Below are 16,279 nucleotides of genomic sequence, written 5' to 3'. Positions count from 1 at the left end.
TGACTTTTGTCAGCTTTTTTGCAATGGTACTTCAAATTCAATAATTGATTCCCCATTCTCACCAATTCGTTCCACACTAATTCTATTAATTACACAGTTCAACTTCTCATGAAAACTAGGAATCTCCTTCGCTATTTCAGTTGCTAACTCCGTGCTACCTTTCCTTCCAACTGTTACATGTGGTATGTATACAATATCCGTTCTCAAAAATTGTAGTAAAGGATCTATATACAATCTATCGTGCAATTCTTCTATTTTTTCTTTCCCTCTTTCAACTTCCAAAAATAGATACTCTCCCTTGCTACTTATCCAGCTAGAAAACTCAATTTCAATCGGATGAACCCCTTTTGTCACTTTCAACATATGTAATTCCAGCTCATCATTCGAAATGGAACTTTCGAATGGGAATACAATTGTTATATGAGGAGGGATTAATCTGAATAAAGGATCATGCTTTTCTCTGATACTTTCTATTTCATCAATGGGCATGTTATGTAAAAACAGTAAAATTGTACGCACTTTTATATCCCCTACTTCCACTCAATTTTTTTATATTTATCATATTGTATGGTAGCGTGAACCTCAACAAATTATTTTGCTTGCATATAAAAATAAAAAACTTCTCATTTGAGAAGTTTTCATATAGCATGGTTATTATTTTCTCTCAAAACTTTCCTGAATTTTATATAACAAGCAATTCTCCACGGAATAATATACGATACTGCAACGACGTAAAATAATAAACCAATTGTTTGCTGATCTAAGTCAACAATAGATTGTCTTGAACCATATCTTAAAATAACAATTCCGATAAAGGTAATTAAAAAGGCTGCACTTTTTTTCGTATAAATGTTTCCGTCTTCTCTTCGCTCATAATTTGTAAGAAATATAAGTGGTGCGGCGAAAAGAGCCCCAATGAATACCGCTATAGTCACTTGTAATATAGCTGGGTGTACTGGACCAAAAAACAATATAATACCTGGTGTTAAAAATAGTAATGGCCACAAAATACGTTTTCCCTGTCCCTTTATCGGCTTATACATAGAACGATATCGTCGCCAAAAAATCAGCAGTGCTACGCATAAAAAGACGGTTATTAGTGAAGAAGTATCTCCCATACAGTCTTCCTTCTCTCTTCAAGTAATTGTGCTTAAATCGTATCCTCAAAAGAAACTTTACGAATAAATAGAGCGCTAATTATAAAGTATATTAAAATAAGCACTATCGAAATTGATATAAAATTAGGTATATCAAGTAACGATTTACTATCAATAAATACCAATTCTTTCAAACCTACCTTACCATAAATTGTACTCGTCAACCCCAAGAAAAAAATCACACTAAAAGCAAAGCCTATCCAATTAAATCTTTTCTGAAAAATAGTTGTTAATTGAAATAAGCTAGCTAATAAAAGATAGAACACGAACTGTGCAAAGAATTGTTCGATTGTATGTGCTCCTAAATTTATATGTTTCGTTTCATAAAATGTACCTTGTAAAAGCAAAACCTGAAGAAATGAAAAAATTACTGATTGTAATATAATAAAACATACTGAACCAATAAAGAATTGTAATCTAGTAACGCCAAATGAGACAACTGTACGAAATATGTCATCTTGAACAAGAAAAACACCTGCCACAATAAATATTGCAATTGCAATAGATGAATTATTGAAGATATCATGTAAAAATGCTACCTTTAGTCCCTTTATATCAGTTGCAGTTGTTGTCCATTTTATAAGTAATGCCACACACCAAAAGATAAGAACAGCCTTATAATGAAATTTCATATGTAACTTTAATTGTTTTAAAAGCATTTTCATTTCACCTCATTATCTGTTAGATAAATAAATAGTTTTTGCAGTGTTACTCTGTCTATTTCTAACCCTTCAGTTTCTAACAGCTCATAATCTCTAGCAGAAAGATCTTCCCATATCACAGAAATCTCTTTATTCCCATACAACTCTTGCTTTACAACATTTTTCCCCATTAAAAAATTTGTCACTTTATCTTTATGTCCTGATATTATGTGTCCTTTTTCTAAAAAATCTTCCACAGAGGATTGAACAGCTAATGATCCTTCTTTTAATATGATTACATTTTCTATAACATGGGACACTTCCTCAACTAAATGTGTTGATAAGATGATTGTTCGTGGATATTCACTATAATCTTCCAATAGTAATTCGTAAAACAACTCTCGATGTGCTGCATCTAAACCGGTAGTCGGCTCATCAAAAATAGTAATTGGTGCTCTACTAGCTAAACCTTTAATAATACCAACAATTGTTTGCATGCCATGGGATAAATCATAATATTTTTCTTTTGCATTCAATTGAAATTTTTTTATAAGTTCCTCAGCATATTCTTGATCCCAATTTTCATAAAACATGTTACACAAATAAAAAACATCTTTTACCTTACTACTTAAATTAATGTTTTCTTTCACCTTTACGAAACAAATATTTCGCATCGCTTTACTATTTTCAAAAACATTTTCGCCAAATATAGATACACTTCCACTACTTGAAATAATTTGTCCAGCAAGAAGGTTTAATAATGTTGTTTTCCCCGCTCCGTTTCTTCCAAGCAAACCATATATTTTATGTCCTTCCAATGAAATTGTTACTTCATTTACAGCTAGTTTCCTTTTATATTTTTTCGTTAAACCTTTCGTTTCAAGTGCAAACATTACTCTTTCCCCTCCTTCGTAATTTTTTGTATCATTTCCATCAATTCGTCTTTTGATATTTCTAGTACTTTTGCTTCTTCCCACACTTTAGGTAAATACTCGGTCATAAAAGTATTTTGTCTTTTTTTTAGTACGACTTCTTTTGCTCCCTTTGTAACAAACATCCCGATCCCTCTCTTTTTATATAAAATCCCCTCATCCACTAGTAGATTTACTCCTTTTGCAGCTGTAGCCGGATTAATTTGTAACATCTTCGCAAATTGATTTGTCGATGGAACTTGTTCTTCTTCAAGCAATATGTCTTTTAAAATATCAGATTCAATGGTTTCTGCAATTTGTATGTATATTAACTTATTTTGTTCTAAAGTAGGTTTCACGATTTCACCACCTTAAGTTCATAGGTTCATTACTTATGTAATTAACCATAGCACATCGTTATATTTTTTTCCATAATTTTCATCGAAAAAGAGTCATTCGATAATGAATGACTCCCTTTAAAAATGTTCGTATTTTCAATCATGAAATAACCCCATCTCCCTCCCTATAACTTAGATTCCCGTACAGGATATCTATCAAAAAATTGCTTTCGAAAATCTTTATTATTAACTAGCCTTTCTATTTTTTTGATTACCGTAAAAGAAGTTCATTACGATTGCCCTATTCCATATAAGATCATCCTTTGGCAAATCATAAAATTCTTTATAGAGTATGGGTAAAAGTTCTTCTCTTTTCAATGCAAAACTTTGATTTTCAACCCGAAACTCATACCCTTTCGCATTCGGTACTAAAACTGCAAGATAAATAGCATTAAAGAGAAAATTCTTCTTCATCGTATCCTTCCCATCAAACCAATACGTCTCAATCATTTCTTCTGTAAGATTTCCATTCTCTTTTGCACCATATTCCACTTTAATATTTTCATTTTCTAAATTTAAACTTTGAACTGTTTCACCACCAGGTAAGTTTTTAACAATCGCAAACACGTCGGAATTATTTCCAACGTATGTCCCCGTATATTTTTTAAAAGCCCCAGGTTCAATATGTAGTATTTCTTTTATTTGTTCTCCATTAGAACAAGCAGTACCAAATATAAAAATTGTTAGCATAACACCTGCTATTCTATTCATATACTTCATTAGACACCCCCCAAGTTCTATTTATTATCCAATCGATACAACGTACCCTTTAAAATATACGCATTTTAATCAAAATTAAAAATTTTCAATTTTTATGTTTACAATTATCCATTAATTGTATATACTTACTAACGTAAGAAAAATATTCTAAAAGGAGGTCGAAGGAAATGATGAAATTACAATTACATGCTTTAACTTTAGCGTTAACTGCACCTGTGTTTTTCGGACAATTAAATATGAATTCGACCACCCTAACGGAGAATTGAAAATCGTACTTTATTTCTATTAATTCATAAATTCGCCACAGGAGGTCGTATACTTTCCTGTGGCTTTTTCACGCCCAGCCATAGGAGAACGATATCTTCCTGTGGCTTTTTTGTGCGATTTTTTAGTCTCTTACATTATTTTTTTAAGAAAGGAGCAACATTCGATGACTATTAACGTATTGTTTTTAAGTATTACGATTCAAAGAAACACACTTTCAAAGGCTGAAATGCTTCATAATGAACAAATTGAAAAAGCAATGGATCGTGTTAAGGAGCGCCAAGCACATTATTGCGATCACTTGTAATTCCTTTTCGAAAGGAGGAATTCGATTATGACTTTTCATATTTTCTTTTTTACGACTGCACTTCAGAAAAAAACTTTATCTGAAGCTGAAATCTTTCGTAAACAACAATTAAAACAAACTATGGATAAAATAACGGACATTAAAAGTTCGTATTATACACAAATGTATTAAAAATATTTTTTAAAGGGGTAATAACCTAATGAAATTTAAAGCTTTCTTTTTAACGATTACCATTCAAAAACGTAAACTTTCAAAAGATGAAATTTCTCACGAACAACATATCAAAAATATTATGGACGAAGTAAAAGAACGACAGTCCTCTTATTACAATCGTTTTTACTAATTAAATTATAAAGGGGCAATATCCTAATGAAATTTAAAGCTTTCTTTTTAACGATTACCATTCAAAAACGTAAACTTTCAAAAGACGAAATTTCTCACGAACAACAAATTAAAAATATTATGGACGAAGTAAAAGAACGACAGTCCTCTTATTACAATCGTCTTTACTAATTAAATTATAAAGGGGCAATATCCTAATGAAATTTAAAGCTTTCTTGTTAACTATCACCATTCAAAAACGTAAATCTTCAAAAGCTGAAATCTTACGTGAACAACAAATTAAAAATATTATGGACGAAGTAAAAGAACGACAGTCCTCTTATTACAATCGTCTTTACTAATTAAATTATAAAGGGGTAAAAATCCAATGAAATTCAGAGTATTATTTTTAACTATTACCATTCAAAAAAATAAACTGTCTGAGTCTGATATACTTCATGACCGACAAATTGAACAGTCGATGGACAATGTAAAAGAACGACAAAGTCATTATTGTAGTCACCTGTAATTCCTATTCGAAAGGAGGAATTCATGTATGAAGTTTCACCTTTTCTTTTTAACCATTACGATTCAAAAAGAAACTATATCTGCAAATGAAGCAAAACAAGAGAAACAGTATAAAAAGATTATAGATGAAATTCGTGATCGTAGAAGCAAGTACTACACTCACCTATAATTGCTTGAACTTATATTAGAAATGAAAGGAGTCGATTATGATGTTAATGACGCGGTGTAAAGAAATGATTTGGATAGTTCAGAGGGATTCCACATAGTTTATAAAGTGAAACTTTAATCAGTGGGGATTTTGTTCGTCCTCCACTGATTATTAGCCCTCACCAATCGGGCGTTTACGGGCAGCCCGATTCCCCCCTAACTTCTTTGCTTCACCTGAATTTTGAGGTGGGGGTTTTACTGTCCGCAAATAGCGGGATAAAGTTTATTTAACAAAAATTTACCGACTGATTTGATGTATAAAAAATATATAATAATAAGTATTTCATACACTCAAAAAAATAAAAGATACATCACTTATTAAGCGGTGTATCTTTCTCAACATATTCTATTTCCGTTTACTTCGTTTCGTCTTAAACAATCTCACTAAGTTCGAAACAACTGTTTTAGTTACCGCATAAGCAGGCACTGCTAAAATCATTCCGATAATTCCCGCGAAATTACCTACCCCTAAAATAAGGATGATAATTGTTAACGGATGGATGTTTAATTTTGAACTCATAATACGTGGCGATATAATGTTACTTTCAAACTGTTGTACAATTGTTACAATAATAATAACATACAAAGCTTGCATCGGAGATACGAACAGACCTATAATGACAGCTGGTGCTGCTCCGATAAATGGGCCCAAGTTTGGAATGATGTTTGTAAATGCTGCGATAATTCCTAAAACGAAAGCATACGGTAAACCGATAATTAAGTAACCAGTAAATGTAAAGGCACCTATAAATAAACAAACGAGCGCTTGACCTTGAATATATGCAGATAATGTTTCGTTCGTTTCCTTTATGATACGAAGTCCTTCTTCACGGTAAGACTCTGGTAATACACTAACAGCTTTTCCTGGAAATGCATGTCCATCTTTAAACATATAAAATAAAATGAACGGTACTGTAAAGATAACTAACGCAACGTTCGTGATGATACCAAATAAAGCCGTTGCACTCGACGTAATTGTGTTTGGTATTTCCTTTAAGTATTCAATCGCATTTTTCTCAATTGTTTCAATGGAAACGTAGTTTTGTGTTGATAACCATTCAAATAACCTATGATGGGATAGATCTTGTATGTATACTTTCCCCTCTTTTATATAAGTCGGCATGTTTTTCACTAAATCCATTAGCTGTTGTGAGATGGTTGGAACAACTACTCCAATAGCAACTCCAGTTAATGTGATGATAAAAAGATACAGTAGTAAAATCGCTAAACCTCTAGGTACTTTTTTATTCTCCAAAAAGACTAACACTGGGTTAAATATGAAGTATAAAAATAACGCGATTAAAATCGGGAAAAATAATGTTGATATGAAGATACCAATCGGTTGAAATAGAAACGATATTTTTGTGCAAATAAATATAATTCCTACAACCATCAGCACTTCTAATGTCCAAAAGTGCACTTTCGATTTCAAAAAAACATCCTCCTTTAAACTAGCACTTCTTTTCATTGTACCAAAATAAACATGAATTTTACATAATATTTTCCTTTACAATATTCCAAAATACCATTAAATACACTACAATGAGATTACAGACAAATTTGCAGGTAAAGGTGATAAATATGACACAATGCATCATTTGCAGAAAAGATACGAAAGAACTTAGTGAACAATATGTCATTCCAGAGATATTATGTGGATATTATTTCACAAACTCAATTTGTGATTCCTGTCATGAACATATGACAACAAATATTGACCGTCCTTTAATTAGACATAAATTAAGTCAATATAAGATTGAGCAAATGAAAAAACAAATCGACTCCCCTCTCTATACGAATGAACATGGTGAGGAGCTAGCAGCCGCTGAGACAGATGTAGTCGAAGTAAGTGATGAGATACTTTATTCCAATGCATTAATTATGAAACTATGTAAAAAGCACGATATTTCATTACATAATGAAATTTGGAAAGAAGAGCGCGTAACAAAAGTGGCTAGTTCGATTCAACGTGAATTGCTTTTAGATAACCGTAAATATAAGATGAGTGTATTAAAAATGGCTTATACTTTTGCTGTACAAACAATTGATGGCTACTTTGACGATCCAGATGCGATTGATATTTCTACCATTCTATTAAATGCCGATTTCATGGAATTAAAGGAAAAGAGTATCGTTCGTGACTTAAGCAAAAGTTCTTTATGGAATACATTAAATACAACGAGCGAAAACCATTACTTTATTTTACTTAGTGATAAAGACGGTCTGTTCTGCTTCATTCGCCTATTTGATATTTTTGATGTTGTTGTTCATTTATCAGAAAAGAGATACAATCTTCCATCACCAATTGTCGGCGTAAATAATGTAGACAAAAAAGGATTTTTTGTGGAAAGTTTAAAACAGTATATGGATGGGCTATTTAAAGAAACTACACGTTCTATTTAATCCACATAAGAACATACGGTCTCCTTTCTTCATGAAAAGACACTGTGTTATAATGAGTATGAAAAGAACAATACAATCACATAAAACAATTAAAAACTGTATATAAATAAAAAAGACTAGTGTGCGGCTACACACTAGTCCACGTAACTTAGCAGATTGGATTGTTCATTTATCCTATTTGTTTCGTACAAACACAACAACCCACATTCTATAGGCATAGGTGGGTTGTTATTTTTTGAGCTTGTCAATTAAGACGACAATAAACGTTAACAATGCAATGAGAAACAGTCCACCTTGCAGCAGCAACGTAATTTCACTCACGTATTATCACCCCCCTCCTACTCGGAGAAGTGATAATTGAACAACCAGCCGTACCATAAGTTACCTCTTAATTTTATCATATTTTTTAATTGTTTACGACGAAAACCCGCAAGCTATTAAGCTGCGAGTTTTTTTATTTTTCATGTAGAAAAAATCTCTTTCTGTTTAAATATAGTCTCCGTTTCTAAAATCATTTGAGGTAAGAAGACATGAACTGTATCCGTTAATACGTTAAGAGCTTCTTTCACATAACCATTCTCAAATTTATCTAATGACTCAGGTAATTCATCTTCATCTAATATGAAATATTCACCGTTAGGAAGAACCATAATATCAATAATTAAATCTTCAAAGGATACTAACTCATTTGTTATGTTTGTGTTTTTTACAATATTAAAATATGAACCTAGATATTGTCCTGCACTATCTCTCCATATGTATAAATTATACGGACGATTTCCCCAGTAATACGCGGTTGTATAACTACCTTTAGGAATAGTTAATTTTATTTCCTTTGCTGTCATAGTAAAAGGATACTGTACCTCATGAAATAGTACGATTCTCTTCGGTTGTGCTTCTACTAATAAACAAACATGATCTACAGTTGTAGAATCGTAACGTATTTTTCTTTCTATAATTTCAATCCTTGATGTACGTAAACAATTCATTTTTTAGTTACCCCTTCTATCATATAATGCGTCCGTTTTAATTATATCCTTTACGCTCCTGATTAAGAAAGTATACCGTATTCCGCATCATAAAAACTCCTTCTATAATGGAAGGAGTTAATGAACTACTACTATTTTATTAACCACAATTCATATATGGTCTTTTATTTTTTTCAATACAAACTCCATATACACCAAACGCACGGTGAGACTTTAGCATTTTACTCCTATTTTAACTTCTCCATAACCGCATCATAAAATTTCCGTTCATTATCAACATTTAAATGGACACGACTTACTGTTTTAGAAAATCCATATAACAACTGCGCTTTAATTGGCTCTTTTAACGTTATTTCAAAAGTTGCAGGTTCCTTTATAAATTCCATAACAGTTGCGTCAAGAACCTCTTTCTCTTCTTCTTTCGTTAAAGATTCACCTTTATAAAACACAATGTTATCAATTTGTGTAAATGGCAATACAACTTTCTTTCCTAATCCAATTTGAATGATAACTTGTTCTTCTGTTACGACAATTGGATTTTTACGCATCGCTTGTATTTCAGCTAAAAAATAAACCATCGCATATATGTTCAAAATGAGTAAAATCCAAGCTATAGCTGGATTCCATTGATGAAGTAAATAATGAAAACTGATACTTTCAATTAATGTTGCATGAATAATCATGATATAAACACCTATTGCACCGGTCTTCTTATGATATGAATATGTGAATTCATTTTCTAGTACTTTTTCACGCCACGATAAAAAAGCATAATAGAGTAATTTACACTCTGTTAGAATGATATTTACTGTCTTACTTCTCTTCATATTAACATCAAATGCTGCATCAATCGCATAAGAAAATGAAGAATACTCACTTCGATATTCTTTATATCGTTTTATTATTTTAGGAAGTACTCTTATAATTTTATATATAAGAAACAGTTCAAAACATACGAACGCAATTTCTCCAGCAACTATTACATACGAAACAAATGAAAAAGCTTGTAAATAATCATTAGGAATTATAAATCTTGCGAATACATATCCAGCTATAACTACAGGAAACATATACGTTAACGAATATCTTTTCCGTATAATAAAGAAATATGTGATGACTGGAATTACAAACATAAAATCTAATAATGAACCGAGGACTACTTCTTTCGGGGCAGCTGGCATTATTGGAAGGGCATACAATAAATAATTTGACAACATAATTAAAGATACGAGTCCAATCCAAATACCTTTTTTCCTTCGTGAAATTGATGGATTCATTCCTTCTCTCCTCTATTTAAAGACCTCATTTAAATTATCTTTATAAAATGAGATAGCACGTTCAAATTCTTTTACCTCATCTACTTTTACGACCGTTTCAAGCAATAATTTCACCGCTTCTTCATGATCTTTCACATTGTATTTTGCTAATGATAAAAACACTTTCATTACATCATTTTCTGGGAATTTCTTTATCCCTGCTTCTAATACAGTAATTGCTTTATCATATTCCCCTATACAACGATACGTACTGCCAAGACCGATATACGCACCGCGAAGGGATTCACCATCAAGTCCGTTCGCAATTGCCTGTTCATAATAAGGAACCGCCTCCGTTTCAAGACCCATGGCATCATGTATCCAAGCGCATTGATATAGCACTTCTGCATCCCTCGTAAAGTTTGTTAATCCTATAAGTATCTCTCTAGACTGCGCATATTTTTTTTCATTTCTAAGTTTAATAGCTTGCTTTAATAAATGTTCCATACAATCCACTCCTCACAAAATGTTCATTATGCATATATCATGTATTACACATTTACGGGCAGCTAATGGCCTATTCTATTGGCTCAATTTAATAATCAGTGAGGGATACGTTCCCCCACTAATTTAATATTAACTCCATTATATACTATGCGACTACGGCTCTTTCTAAAAGCTTAAATTTCCATAGCAGTAATACGATTGCATAAATGCCCTAACATATTGACAATTTCTTTTGCAGTTTCATCTTTCCCATTACATAACTTCACGTTACCATCTTGTCCAATAACGTGATGTACAGCACCGCGAGAATATAAAGAATGCGGTGAGTTCGCTACCATTACACTCGCTTTTGCACTTTCCATTCTTTTGCTGGCTCTTTCAATAAGTTCTGCTTCATTTACGTCACTTTCCAGTTTAAAGCCAACGAGTATCGTTTCTGGATCCCAACTCTTTATTTGTTTTAATACTTTTGGCGCTTTTTGAAAATGAATAATTGGTGCGATATCACTTGAAATCTTTCCGTTCATATTAAGAACAGTTCCATCTTGATCACAAATCTTTTCGACAACCCAATCTGAGCCAGCTGCAGCCATAATAACCGCATCTACTTTTTCATGTGTAATAATACTTTTCATCTTATCTTGTAAATCAATAATCCCCTCAAATGGGTGCAATTCTAATTGGTTATTTACACCCATTGGCTTCTCAGCAAAATAGCCATGCAAATATATAACATGTGCTCCTTTTGCCATAAGCTCTTCCGCCATAATTCTTCCAATCGTACCTTTTGCTAAATTTGTATGTCCGCGTACTTGATCCCATTTTTCTAGGCAGCCGCCGCTCGTAATTAATACTTTTTTCCCCTGCATAATAACCATCCCTTACTGATTTTTCGCACGAAACCACTCTGTTCCAAAGTCAACTGCATCACGCTGCCTCATAAAACGGCACGTCGCATTCCCTATCTTCCCACGCGTAACTGTTCCTTTAAGCTCATATTCAACTCCGATTTCTACAAACGTGTCAGAATCGTAATCCATTTCAACGAATTCTTTCCATACCCTTACACCTTCTTCTATAATAGGCGCTCCTACCTTTATTAACTCGCGTGCACCTGTACGTACCTCAGATAAATGTATGGACGTATTGGAGTCATAACCGACACCAAGTAATAATATGTATCCATCTAAATCGTATATTTTTCGTAATGGCGATTCTTCACCAAAACTTATGGAAAGTGAATGATTCGCTGTAATTTCTTCTGCGTATTTCCCCCATGCTGCAAAACTACTGAGCGGATGATTACTGCGCAATACATTCGGATATGTACGAAAACATTCAACTACTTTTCCCATTGCCCTTGTTGGTGTTATACGTGGGTCAAATGCTGGGACGTTATCCCGGATAATTTGCCACCACTCTTCTGGTACAGGTGGTCTTGACCAATGTTTTGGATCAGATAAATCTGAAGATTGAGTTGGCATAATTATCGTTCCTTCTTCTGTAACAACTTTCATTAACGCTTCTACTACGGCAACTGTCCCACCAGATATCCAACCGATCGAACTTAATGATGAATGAACAATAACTGTCATTCCTTTTTCTATCCCTAATTCTTTTAAATCATTAGTAATTGTTTCGATTGTATTTGGAAGTTGTGTACTCGCCACTATTTCATTCATTTTCACGATTGTTCCCCCATTTTGCTTTAAACTAATACATACATATATTATCATATTTTTCTTAATTTTTAACATAATCATTTATATCACTATACACCTATCGTTCTTATCATATCGAAAACAGTTAAATTATGGTATGTTTATTTGAAATTAATAAAGGAAGGTGAACACAATGAAGAAAATTATATTACCCCTTTTCATATTAGGAATTATTAGCTTAAGTGGCTGTACTTTTTCTAATAATGAATATGAAGATTTTTGGGTGTTAGAAAAGTCTAGATATAACGAAGGTGGATATGGTCCTTCACACTTATACGAAAAAGCACAAGAAGATCCAACTATGATTCATTACTCAAATGATAGCATTAGTGAAGGAAAGAGAATGGTATATTTAGCATTTGGAGAAAAGTATAAAAACGATAAAATTACAGTAAAAGAAGTTAAAGACGAAAAAGATACATCCGTTATCGTCTTACGTATTGAAAAAAACAAAGGAAAAGATAAAAACCCTGTTATGTATATCGGTGTGCCTAAACTTAGAGATTCTATTAAAATTGTAGATGAAGATGGTAAGAAAATTTTTGTAATGAAACAAAATGAAAGCGTTACATCACAGCAATGAAAAACTTTCACTCTAGCAATCTTAATTTAAACTTTATACTCATATGAAAGAGTCCATCACAAATGGTGAGCTCTTTATTTTATTCATTCTCTAAATAACAATAAAACCTTTCTACCCCCGGGTATTTTTCTCCCAAACTTTCAATCTTAAAGTTACATTTCTTGTAAAATCCGACTGCCTCTTTGTCTGTCTCAGCCTCAATATATGTTAACTCATATTTCCTAATTATTTCTTTAATCATTTGAAGTGCAATTCCTTGATTGCGATATTTTTTAGAAACCGCTATGTGACATATTCTCGCTCTATTTGTATGAATTAGCGCTATACCTATGCAACCCTTATTCCAATATTTATATAGTACTGCATGATTATTTTCATACAATGAAACTGCTTTTATTAAGCTTACTTCACTCGGACCAGTCGCATGCTTTAACACTTTCTTAATTGGATCTATTTCTATATGCTTAACACGCTGTAACATCATATCGCCATCCCTTTTCATGAAAAAAGATTAGCTCTTTATGAAAAAGAGCTAATCTCATTACGCTGTTATTTTTTCGTCTTTTTTCACAACTACAGCTACATAACTATGAAGTATCATTCCGACAATAACGAGACTCATTCCAATCCAAGATAAAGAAGACGGAATTGGAGCAGATAACCAGATAAGCTCTCCTACTAACGCAAATAAAACTTCACCGGACTGTGTCGCTTCGACTGTTGCTAATTTTTGCGGATCATCTTTTACAAGATCTGTCGCATAGAAGAATAATACTGTCGCAATTAAACCGGAACTAATCGCAACGATAAAACATTGAAAAACTTGGTTACTTGACGGTAATCCGCTTGTAGATACTTCGTAACCAGATAGTAATAACCAAAATGGTAAACTTGCTAATGTCATACCGAGAACTCGTTGGAATACATCTAATTCGCCCTTACATACTTGCATCATTTTTCTATTTCCGAGTGGATACGCAAACGCTGCAATGAGTACAGGAACTACACATAAAACAGTTTCACGAATCCCTAAAGAAGCATGTTCTACTTGCATAAGAACAACACCGAATAAAATAATGCCTGACATTACTAATTCCTTCATAGGAAGTTTTTTATGTAATGGATCTACCGCGAAAAATGGTGTTAATAAAATCCCTGCGACTATCGTAATTTGCCAAGTTGAAGCAACGAGCCACCCCGGTCCAAACGCACCCGCAAAACTAAGCGGTGCATAAAAGAGACCAAATCCAACAATACTCCATAACAACCATTCTTTCGGATTGTTTTTCATATATTGAAAGAGTTGTTTTAAGTTCCCTCTATACATGACAATAAGTAATAGCATTGGAACCATAAAGTAATACCGTAAAGATGCACTCCAAATCCAACTTCCACCTTCTAAGTCCATCGACCGGTTTAAAACAAAGGTAAAGGCAAAGAAAAACGATGCCAATATCCCTACTGCAATAGCTTTCATTTTAAAACCCCTTGTTTAGTTTCTTGTTATACTATACAACAAAATAAATATAATTAAAATTCGCAATTCTCATTATATATGTATTCTTTAAAGAAATAACACCATATATTCATCGTCACTATATACACCATTCATCTTTAAAGCTCTCTTTTCAATTCCATAAGTTTTAAAGCCCATTAATCCGTATAATTTTTTTGCTGGTTCGTTTGTGGATACAACACCTAAGTTCAATTGCTCTAGTTCTATTTCTCTCGCTCTTTGAATTGCATTTGCAATTAACTCACGTGCCAAACCGTTCCGTCTATTTTGTGCATCTACATACATCGCAACGATATGACCTTTATGCTTATACGCCTCTTTCTCTTCTGTTAGTAAAGTGACAACTCCAGTTAATTGATTTTCTTCATTAAAAGCACCGAATGTACAGCTAGTATTAGATGTTAAATTATTTGCAACTCGCTCAAGAGGATTTTCTTGCCGTACCGCTTCTTCATAAGTTGTTACAAATGCCTCTGGATTTACTTGTAATGCTTGTAAACGTAAGTCCCAATATTTTTCTGCATCTTCTTTCGTAAGTAATCGAATCATTTCTCTATCCCCTTTAAGTTTACATAATATTTTTATAGACTATTTGATTGATATTCTTCTTTTAACATACTATAACGATATCGATGAATGAATTTACCATGACGTAATCTATCATTTCTCATTATTCCTTCACAAACAAATCCTGTTTTTTCATAACTCTTTCTAGCTTGTAAATTATCTTCGTCTACTCGTAGCCATATTTTTTCTAATTCGAATGCAGAAAAGCCAATTTGTAACATATTGTACAGAGCTGCCATTCCATATCCTTTACCCCAATATTCTTTATTTCCAATTGCAATCCCTAGTTCAGCATTTTTATTTGTATTATCAAAGTTTTTTAAGTCTACCCATCCAATGTGTATACCTTCCTTTGTAACGATAGCTCGTTGTTCATAACCATTCTCTCGACTTATACATGCTTCAATCCATTTTTTCGTATCTTCACGAGTGAACGGTGGATATTGATCTGGTACAACTAAATGCTTTGTTACTTCTGTATCTAATGACCATTGATATCGATCTTCTACATCGTCTTGTGTCAATTCTCTTAATTGAACGAATGGTACATTCATTTTGCTATCCCCTTTTCATTTCCCGATAGAAAACCCTTCAAAAACTCTTCCTCCATACTGCTCTAACGTATTTTCTATAAAACTAATTAATTCATTTTTCTTCTCTGTTTTATAAAAATGATCAAAAGCTGCTACAAAATGTTCTGCATATTGCTCGTCATACCTTCTTAACACCCTAATAAACCATTTTGAATTTCCAAGCCACCTACCATTTATCCTTAAAACATATTCATGTACTAAATCAGCTAATAGATTTGCGATGAACAATTCTTCTTCTCTCTTTGTTGCACCAATGAAATCATCCAAAGTATCCGTAATAAAATAGCGCTTCTGCTTCATCGTTTCTTCTGACCATTTTTCAGGACCTTTATTTAATAAATCATTTGCTTCTCTTTTGATTATCTCTACAATTTCATCTTTTCCTTTTAACACAATACCTTCTGAAACCAATTGAGGTAATGAAGGTCGCCCGCGCTCACAATCACTTTTAAAAAAGGTTTTGTACGTTTCAAAATTATGTACGAATACTTCAACAGGCCAACCATTACTATAGAAAGATTCTCTATAACAAGATGACAAACTTTGGTCGAATATTACAATATCAAGGTCAGATGTTTTCGTAGCCTCTCCTCTAGCAACACTTCCCCCTAGTAAAGCAACATCACAATTCGAAAATTGTGATGTAATAATACTTTGTGCCGCTTCAAGTGGTTTCATAGCCTTTCTCCT

General features: G+C 32.9%; 26 protein-coding genes and 1 pseudogene. 9 read left to right on the top strand and 18 right to left on the bottom strand.

The annotated features are described in order from the left end of the window. Positions 1-9 precede the first annotated feature (9 nt). The 6 genes and pseudogenes from QCI75_RS12655 to QCI75_RS12630 all read right to left on the bottom strand — a co-directional run bounded on the left by QCI75_RS12655 (position 10) and on the right by QCI75_RS12630 (position 3,827). Entirely contained in the window at positions 10-519 is a 510-nt protein-coding gene (locus tag QCI75_RS12655) for a 2'-5' RNA ligase family protein (RefSeq protein ID WP_144507552.1), read from the bottom strand. Between the two features lie 119 nt (positions 520-638). Further along, entirely contained in the window at positions 639-1,118 is a 480-nt protein-coding gene (locus QCI75_RS12650) for a CcdC family protein (protein WP_353760588.1), read from the bottom strand. Positions 1,119-1,150: 32 nt separating this feature from the next. Further along, positions 1,151-1,822 carry a DUF4052 family protein gene (locus tag QCI75_RS12645; RefSeq protein WP_353760587.1) on the bottom strand — a complete coding sequence of 224 codons (672 nt, stop codon included), beginning with the start codon at positions 1,820-1,822 and terminating at the stop codon, positions 1,151-1,153. Continuing rightward, positions 1,819-2,691: an ATP-binding cassette domain-containing protein gene (locus QCI75_RS12640; protein ID WP_144507554.1), complete on the bottom strand. Its 873-nt coding sequence runs from the start codon at positions 2,689-2,691 to the stop codon at positions 1,819-1,821. The genes QCI75_RS12645 and QCI75_RS12640 overlap by 4 nt, the downstream gene beginning before the upstream one ends. After that, entirely contained in the window at positions 2,691-3,068 is a 378-nt protein-coding gene (locus QCI75_RS12635; RefSeq protein WP_098777972.1) for a GntR family transcriptional regulator, read from the bottom strand. Before QCI75_RS12635 ends, QCI75_RS12640 begins: the two co-directional genes overlap by 1 nt. A gap of 164 nt (positions 3,069-3,232) precedes the next feature. Then, positions 3,233-3,827: pseudogene (locus tag QCI75_RS12630) on the bottom strand (DUF4825 domain-containing protein). A gap of 430 nt (positions 3,828-4,257) precedes the next feature. Between QCI75_RS12630 and QCI75_RS12625 the strand changes: the two are divergent. The 7 genes from QCI75_RS12625 to QCI75_RS12595 are packed head-to-tail and all read left to right on the top strand — an operon-like array spanning position 4,258 to position 5,416. Continuing rightward, on the top strand, positions 4,258-4,398 hold the full coding sequence (locus tag QCI75_RS12625) for a YrzI family small protein (protein ID WP_097829482.1): 141 nt from the start codon (positions 4,258-4,260) through the stop codon (positions 4,396-4,398). Between the two features lie 27 nt (positions 4,399-4,425). Beyond that, on the top strand, positions 4,426-4,569 hold the full coding sequence (locus QCI75_RS12620; protein WP_000142704.1) for a YrzI family small protein: 144 nt from the start codon (positions 4,426-4,428) through the stop codon (positions 4,567-4,569). A 28-nt stretch (positions 4,570-4,597) separates the two neighbouring features. Then, on the top strand, positions 4,598-4,741 hold the full coding sequence (locus tag QCI75_RS12615) for a YrzI family small protein (protein ID WP_353760586.1): 144 nt from the start codon (positions 4,598-4,600) through the stop codon (positions 4,739-4,741). Positions 4,742-4,767: 26 nt separating this feature from the next. After that, complete coding sequence (locus QCI75_RS12610; RefSeq protein ID WP_098341357.1) at positions 4,768-4,911, top strand: YrzI family small protein; 144 nt, start codon at positions 4,768-4,770, stop codon at positions 4,909-4,911. 26 nt (positions 4,912-4,937) lie between these two features. Beyond that, positions 4,938-5,081: a YrzI family small protein gene (locus tag QCI75_RS12605; RefSeq protein WP_353760585.1), complete on the top strand. Its 144-nt coding sequence runs from the start codon at positions 4,938-4,940 to the stop codon at positions 5,079-5,081. A 26-nt stretch (positions 5,082-5,107) separates the two neighbouring features. Beyond that, positions 5,108-5,248 (top strand): YrzI family small protein, encoded by a 141-nt coding sequence (locus QCI75_RS12600; RefSeq protein ID WP_098498463.1) that lies wholly within the window; start codon positions 5,108-5,110, stop codon positions 5,246-5,248. A 27-nt stretch (positions 5,249-5,275) separates the two neighbouring features. Beyond that, the gene (locus QCI75_RS12595) at positions 5,276-5,416 is read left to right on the top strand and encodes a YrzI family small protein (protein WP_002142199.1); all 141 of its coding nucleotides are present in this window, start codon (positions 5,276-5,278) and stop codon (positions 5,414-5,416) included. A 384-nt stretch (positions 5,417-5,800) separates the two neighbouring features. Here QCI75_RS12595 and QCI75_RS12590 read toward each other — a convergent pair whose 3' ends face one another. Next, positions 5,801-6,886 (bottom strand): AI-2E family transporter, encoded by a 1,086-nt coding sequence (locus tag QCI75_RS12590; RefSeq protein WP_098777966.1) that lies wholly within the window; start codon positions 6,884-6,886, stop codon positions 5,801-5,803. A gap of 149 nt (positions 6,887-7,035) precedes the next feature. Here QCI75_RS12590 and QCI75_RS12585 point away from each other — a divergent pair, with 149 nt between their 5' ends. Continuing rightward, complete coding sequence (locus tag QCI75_RS12585) at positions 7,036-7,857, top strand: HNH endonuclease (protein ID WP_002110427.1); 822 nt, start codon at positions 7,036-7,038, stop codon at positions 7,855-7,857. Between the two features lie 228 nt (positions 7,858-8,085). Here the strand turns inward: QCI75_RS12585 and QCI75_RS12580 are convergent, their stop codons facing one another. The 6 genes from QCI75_RS12580 to QCI75_RS12555 all read right to left on the bottom strand — a co-directional run bounded on the left by QCI75_RS12580 (position 8,086) and on the right by QCI75_RS12555 (position 12,291). Beyond that, entirely contained in the window at positions 8,086-8,178 is a 93-nt protein-coding gene (locus QCI75_RS12580) for a putative holin-like toxin (RefSeq protein WP_087945754.1), read from the bottom strand. Positions 8,179-8,318: 140 nt separating this feature from the next. Then, positions 8,319-8,846: a ribonuclease FAU-1 family protein gene (locus QCI75_RS12575; RefSeq protein ID WP_353760584.1), complete on the bottom strand. Its 528-nt coding sequence runs from the start codon at positions 8,844-8,846 to the stop codon at positions 8,319-8,321. 227 nt (positions 8,847-9,073) lie between these two features. Further along, the gene (locus tag QCI75_RS12570; RefSeq protein WP_353760583.1) at positions 9,074-10,123 is read right to left on the bottom strand and encodes a hypothetical protein; all 1,050 of its coding nucleotides are present in this window, start codon (positions 10,121-10,123) and stop codon (positions 9,074-9,076) included. Between the two features lie 12 nt (positions 10,124-10,135). Next, positions 10,136-10,609: a tetratricopeptide repeat protein gene (locus tag QCI75_RS12565; RefSeq protein ID WP_219919072.1), complete on the bottom strand. Its 474-nt coding sequence runs from the start codon at positions 10,607-10,609 to the stop codon at positions 10,136-10,138. Positions 10,610-10,782: 173 nt separating this feature from the next. Further along, complete coding sequence (locus QCI75_RS12560) at positions 10,783-11,478, bottom strand: phosphopantothenoylcysteine decarboxylase domain-containing protein (protein ID WP_353760582.1); 696 nt, start codon at positions 11,476-11,478, stop codon at positions 10,783-10,785. 12 nt (positions 11,479-11,490) lie between these two features. Continuing rightward, positions 11,491-12,291: an AAC(3) family N-acetyltransferase gene (locus tag QCI75_RS12555; protein WP_144508750.1), complete on the bottom strand. Its 801-nt coding sequence runs from the start codon at positions 12,289-12,291 to the stop codon at positions 11,491-11,493. A 172-nt stretch (positions 12,292-12,463) separates the two neighbouring features. Here QCI75_RS12555 and QCI75_RS12550 point away from each other — a divergent pair, with 172 nt between their 5' ends. Then, positions 12,464-12,913, top strand: a complete 450-nt coding sequence (locus tag QCI75_RS12550; protein WP_144508748.1) for a hypothetical protein — start codon at positions 12,464-12,466, stop codon at positions 12,911-12,913. A gap of 79 nt (positions 12,914-12,992) precedes the next feature. Here QCI75_RS12550 and QCI75_RS12545 read toward each other — a convergent pair whose 3' ends face one another. The 5 genes from QCI75_RS12545 to QCI75_RS12525 form a co-directional block, all read right to left on the bottom strand. Further along, positions 12,993-13,394, bottom strand: coding sequence for a GNAT family N-acetyltransferase (locus QCI75_RS12545; protein WP_144508747.1), 402 nt, complete (start codon positions 13,392-13,394; stop codon positions 12,993-12,995). A 60-nt stretch (positions 13,395-13,454) separates the two neighbouring features. Next, the gene (locus QCI75_RS12540) at positions 13,455-14,390 is read right to left on the bottom strand and encodes a DMT family transporter (RefSeq protein ID WP_353760581.1); all 936 of its coding nucleotides are present in this window, start codon (positions 14,388-14,390) and stop codon (positions 13,455-13,457) included. Positions 14,391-14,477: 87 nt separating this feature from the next. Beyond that, positions 14,478-14,978 carry a GNAT family N-acetyltransferase gene (locus QCI75_RS12535; protein ID WP_144508745.1) on the bottom strand — a complete coding sequence of 167 codons (501 nt, stop codon included), beginning with the start codon at positions 14,976-14,978 and terminating at the stop codon, positions 14,478-14,480. Positions 14,979-15,010: 32 nt separating this feature from the next. Further along, on the bottom strand, positions 15,011-15,550 hold the full coding sequence (locus QCI75_RS12530) for a GNAT family N-acetyltransferase (RefSeq protein ID WP_353760580.1): 540 nt from the start codon (positions 15,548-15,550) through the stop codon (positions 15,011-15,013). Positions 15,551-15,565: 15 nt separating this feature from the next. Further along, complete coding sequence (locus QCI75_RS12525) at positions 15,566-16,267, bottom strand: nucleotidyltransferase domain-containing protein (protein WP_144508743.1); 702 nt, start codon at positions 16,265-16,267, stop codon at positions 15,566-15,568. Positions 16,268-16,279: the final 12 nt, after the last annotated feature.

It is taken from the genome of Bacillus cereus group sp. RP43, from assembly GCF_040459645.1.
Classification (GTDB): domain Bacteria; phylum Bacillota; class Bacilli; order Bacillales; family Bacillaceae_G; genus Bacillus_A; species Bacillus_A mycoides_C.
The sequence above is the reverse complement of the archived record's forward strand: the minus strand, read 5'-3'. Positions and strand labels throughout refer to the sequence as shown.

Bases quoted from the DNA above. Each gene is read 5' to 3' on its own strand.
- QCI75_RS12615 (WP_353760586.1), top strand. From the start codon at position 4,598: ATGAAATTTAAAGCTTTCTTTTTAACGATTACCATTCAAAAACGTAAA.
- QCI75_RS12605 (WP_353760585.1), top strand. From the start codon at position 4,938: ATGAAATTTAAAGCTTTCTTGTTAACTATCACCATTCAAAAACGTAAA.
- QCI75_RS12555 (WP_144508750.1), bottom strand. From the start codon at position 12,291: ATGAATGAAATAGTGGCGAGTACACAACTTCCAAATACAATCGAAACA.
- QCI75_RS12640 (WP_144507554.1), bottom strand. From the start codon at position 2,691: ATGTTTGCACTTGAAACGAAAGGTTTAACGAAAAAATATAAAAGGAAA.
- QCI75_RS12575 (WP_353760584.1), bottom strand. From the start codon at position 8,846: ATGAATTGTTTACGTACATCAAGGATTGAAATTATAGAAAGAAAAATA.
- QCI75_RS12625 (WP_097829482.1), top strand. From the start codon at position 4,258: ATGACTATTAACGTATTGTTTTTAAGTATTACGATTCAAAGAAACACA.
- QCI75_RS12530 (WP_353760580.1), bottom strand. From the start codon at position 15,550: ATGAATGTACCATTCGTTCAATTAAGAGAATTGACACAAGACGATGTA.
- QCI75_RS12535 (WP_144508745.1), bottom strand. From the start codon at position 14,978: ATGATTCGATTACTTACGAAAGAAGATGCAGAAAAATATTGGGACTTA.
- QCI75_RS12595 (WP_002142199.1), top strand. From the start codon at position 5,276: ATGAAGTTTCACCTTTTCTTTTTAACCATTACGATTCAAAAAGAAACT.
- QCI75_RS12540 (WP_353760581.1), bottom strand. From the start codon at position 14,390: ATGAAAGCTATTGCAGTAGGGATATTGGCATCGTTTTTCTTTGCCTTT.
- QCI75_RS12620 (WP_000142704.1), top strand. From the start codon at position 4,426: ATGACTTTTCATATTTTCTTTTTTACGACTGCACTTCAGAAAAAAACT.
- QCI75_RS12610 (WP_098341357.1), top strand. From the start codon at position 4,768: ATGAAATTTAAAGCTTTCTTTTTAACGATTACCATTCAAAAACGTAAA.
- QCI75_RS12545 (WP_144508747.1), bottom strand. From the start codon at position 13,394: ATGTTACAGCGTGTTAAGCATATAGAAATAGATCCAATTAAGAAAGTG.
- QCI75_RS12560 (WP_353760582.1), bottom strand. From the start codon at position 11,478: ATGCAGGGGAAAAAAGTATTAATTACGAGCGGCGGCTGCCTAGAAAAA.
- QCI75_RS12650 (WP_353760588.1), bottom strand. From the start codon at position 1,118: ATGGGAGATACTTCTTCACTAATAACCGTCTTTTTATGCGTAGCACTG.
- QCI75_RS12550 (WP_144508748.1), top strand. From the start codon at position 12,464: ATGAAGAAAATTATATTACCCCTTTTCATATTAGGAATTATTAGCTTA.
- QCI75_RS12645 (WP_353760587.1), bottom strand. From the start codon at position 1,822: ATGAAAATGCTTTTAAAACAATTAAAGTTACATATGAAATTTCATTAT.
- QCI75_RS12585 (WP_002110427.1), top strand. From the start codon at position 7,036: ATGACACAATGCATCATTTGCAGAAAAGATACGAAAGAACTTAGTGAA.
- QCI75_RS12570 (WP_353760583.1), bottom strand. From the start codon at position 10,123: ATGAATCCATCAATTTCACGAAGGAAAAAAGGTATTTGGATTGGACTC.
- QCI75_RS12600 (WP_098498463.1), top strand. From the start codon at position 5,108: ATGAAATTCAGAGTATTATTTTTAACTATTACCATTCAAAAAAATAAA.
- QCI75_RS12525 (WP_144508743.1), bottom strand. From the start codon at position 16,267: ATGAAACCACTTGAAGCGGCACAAAGTATTATTACATCACAATTTTCG.
- QCI75_RS12565 (WP_219919072.1), bottom strand. From the start codon at position 10,609: ATGGAACATTTATTAAAGCAAGCTATTAAACTTAGAAATGAAAAAAAA.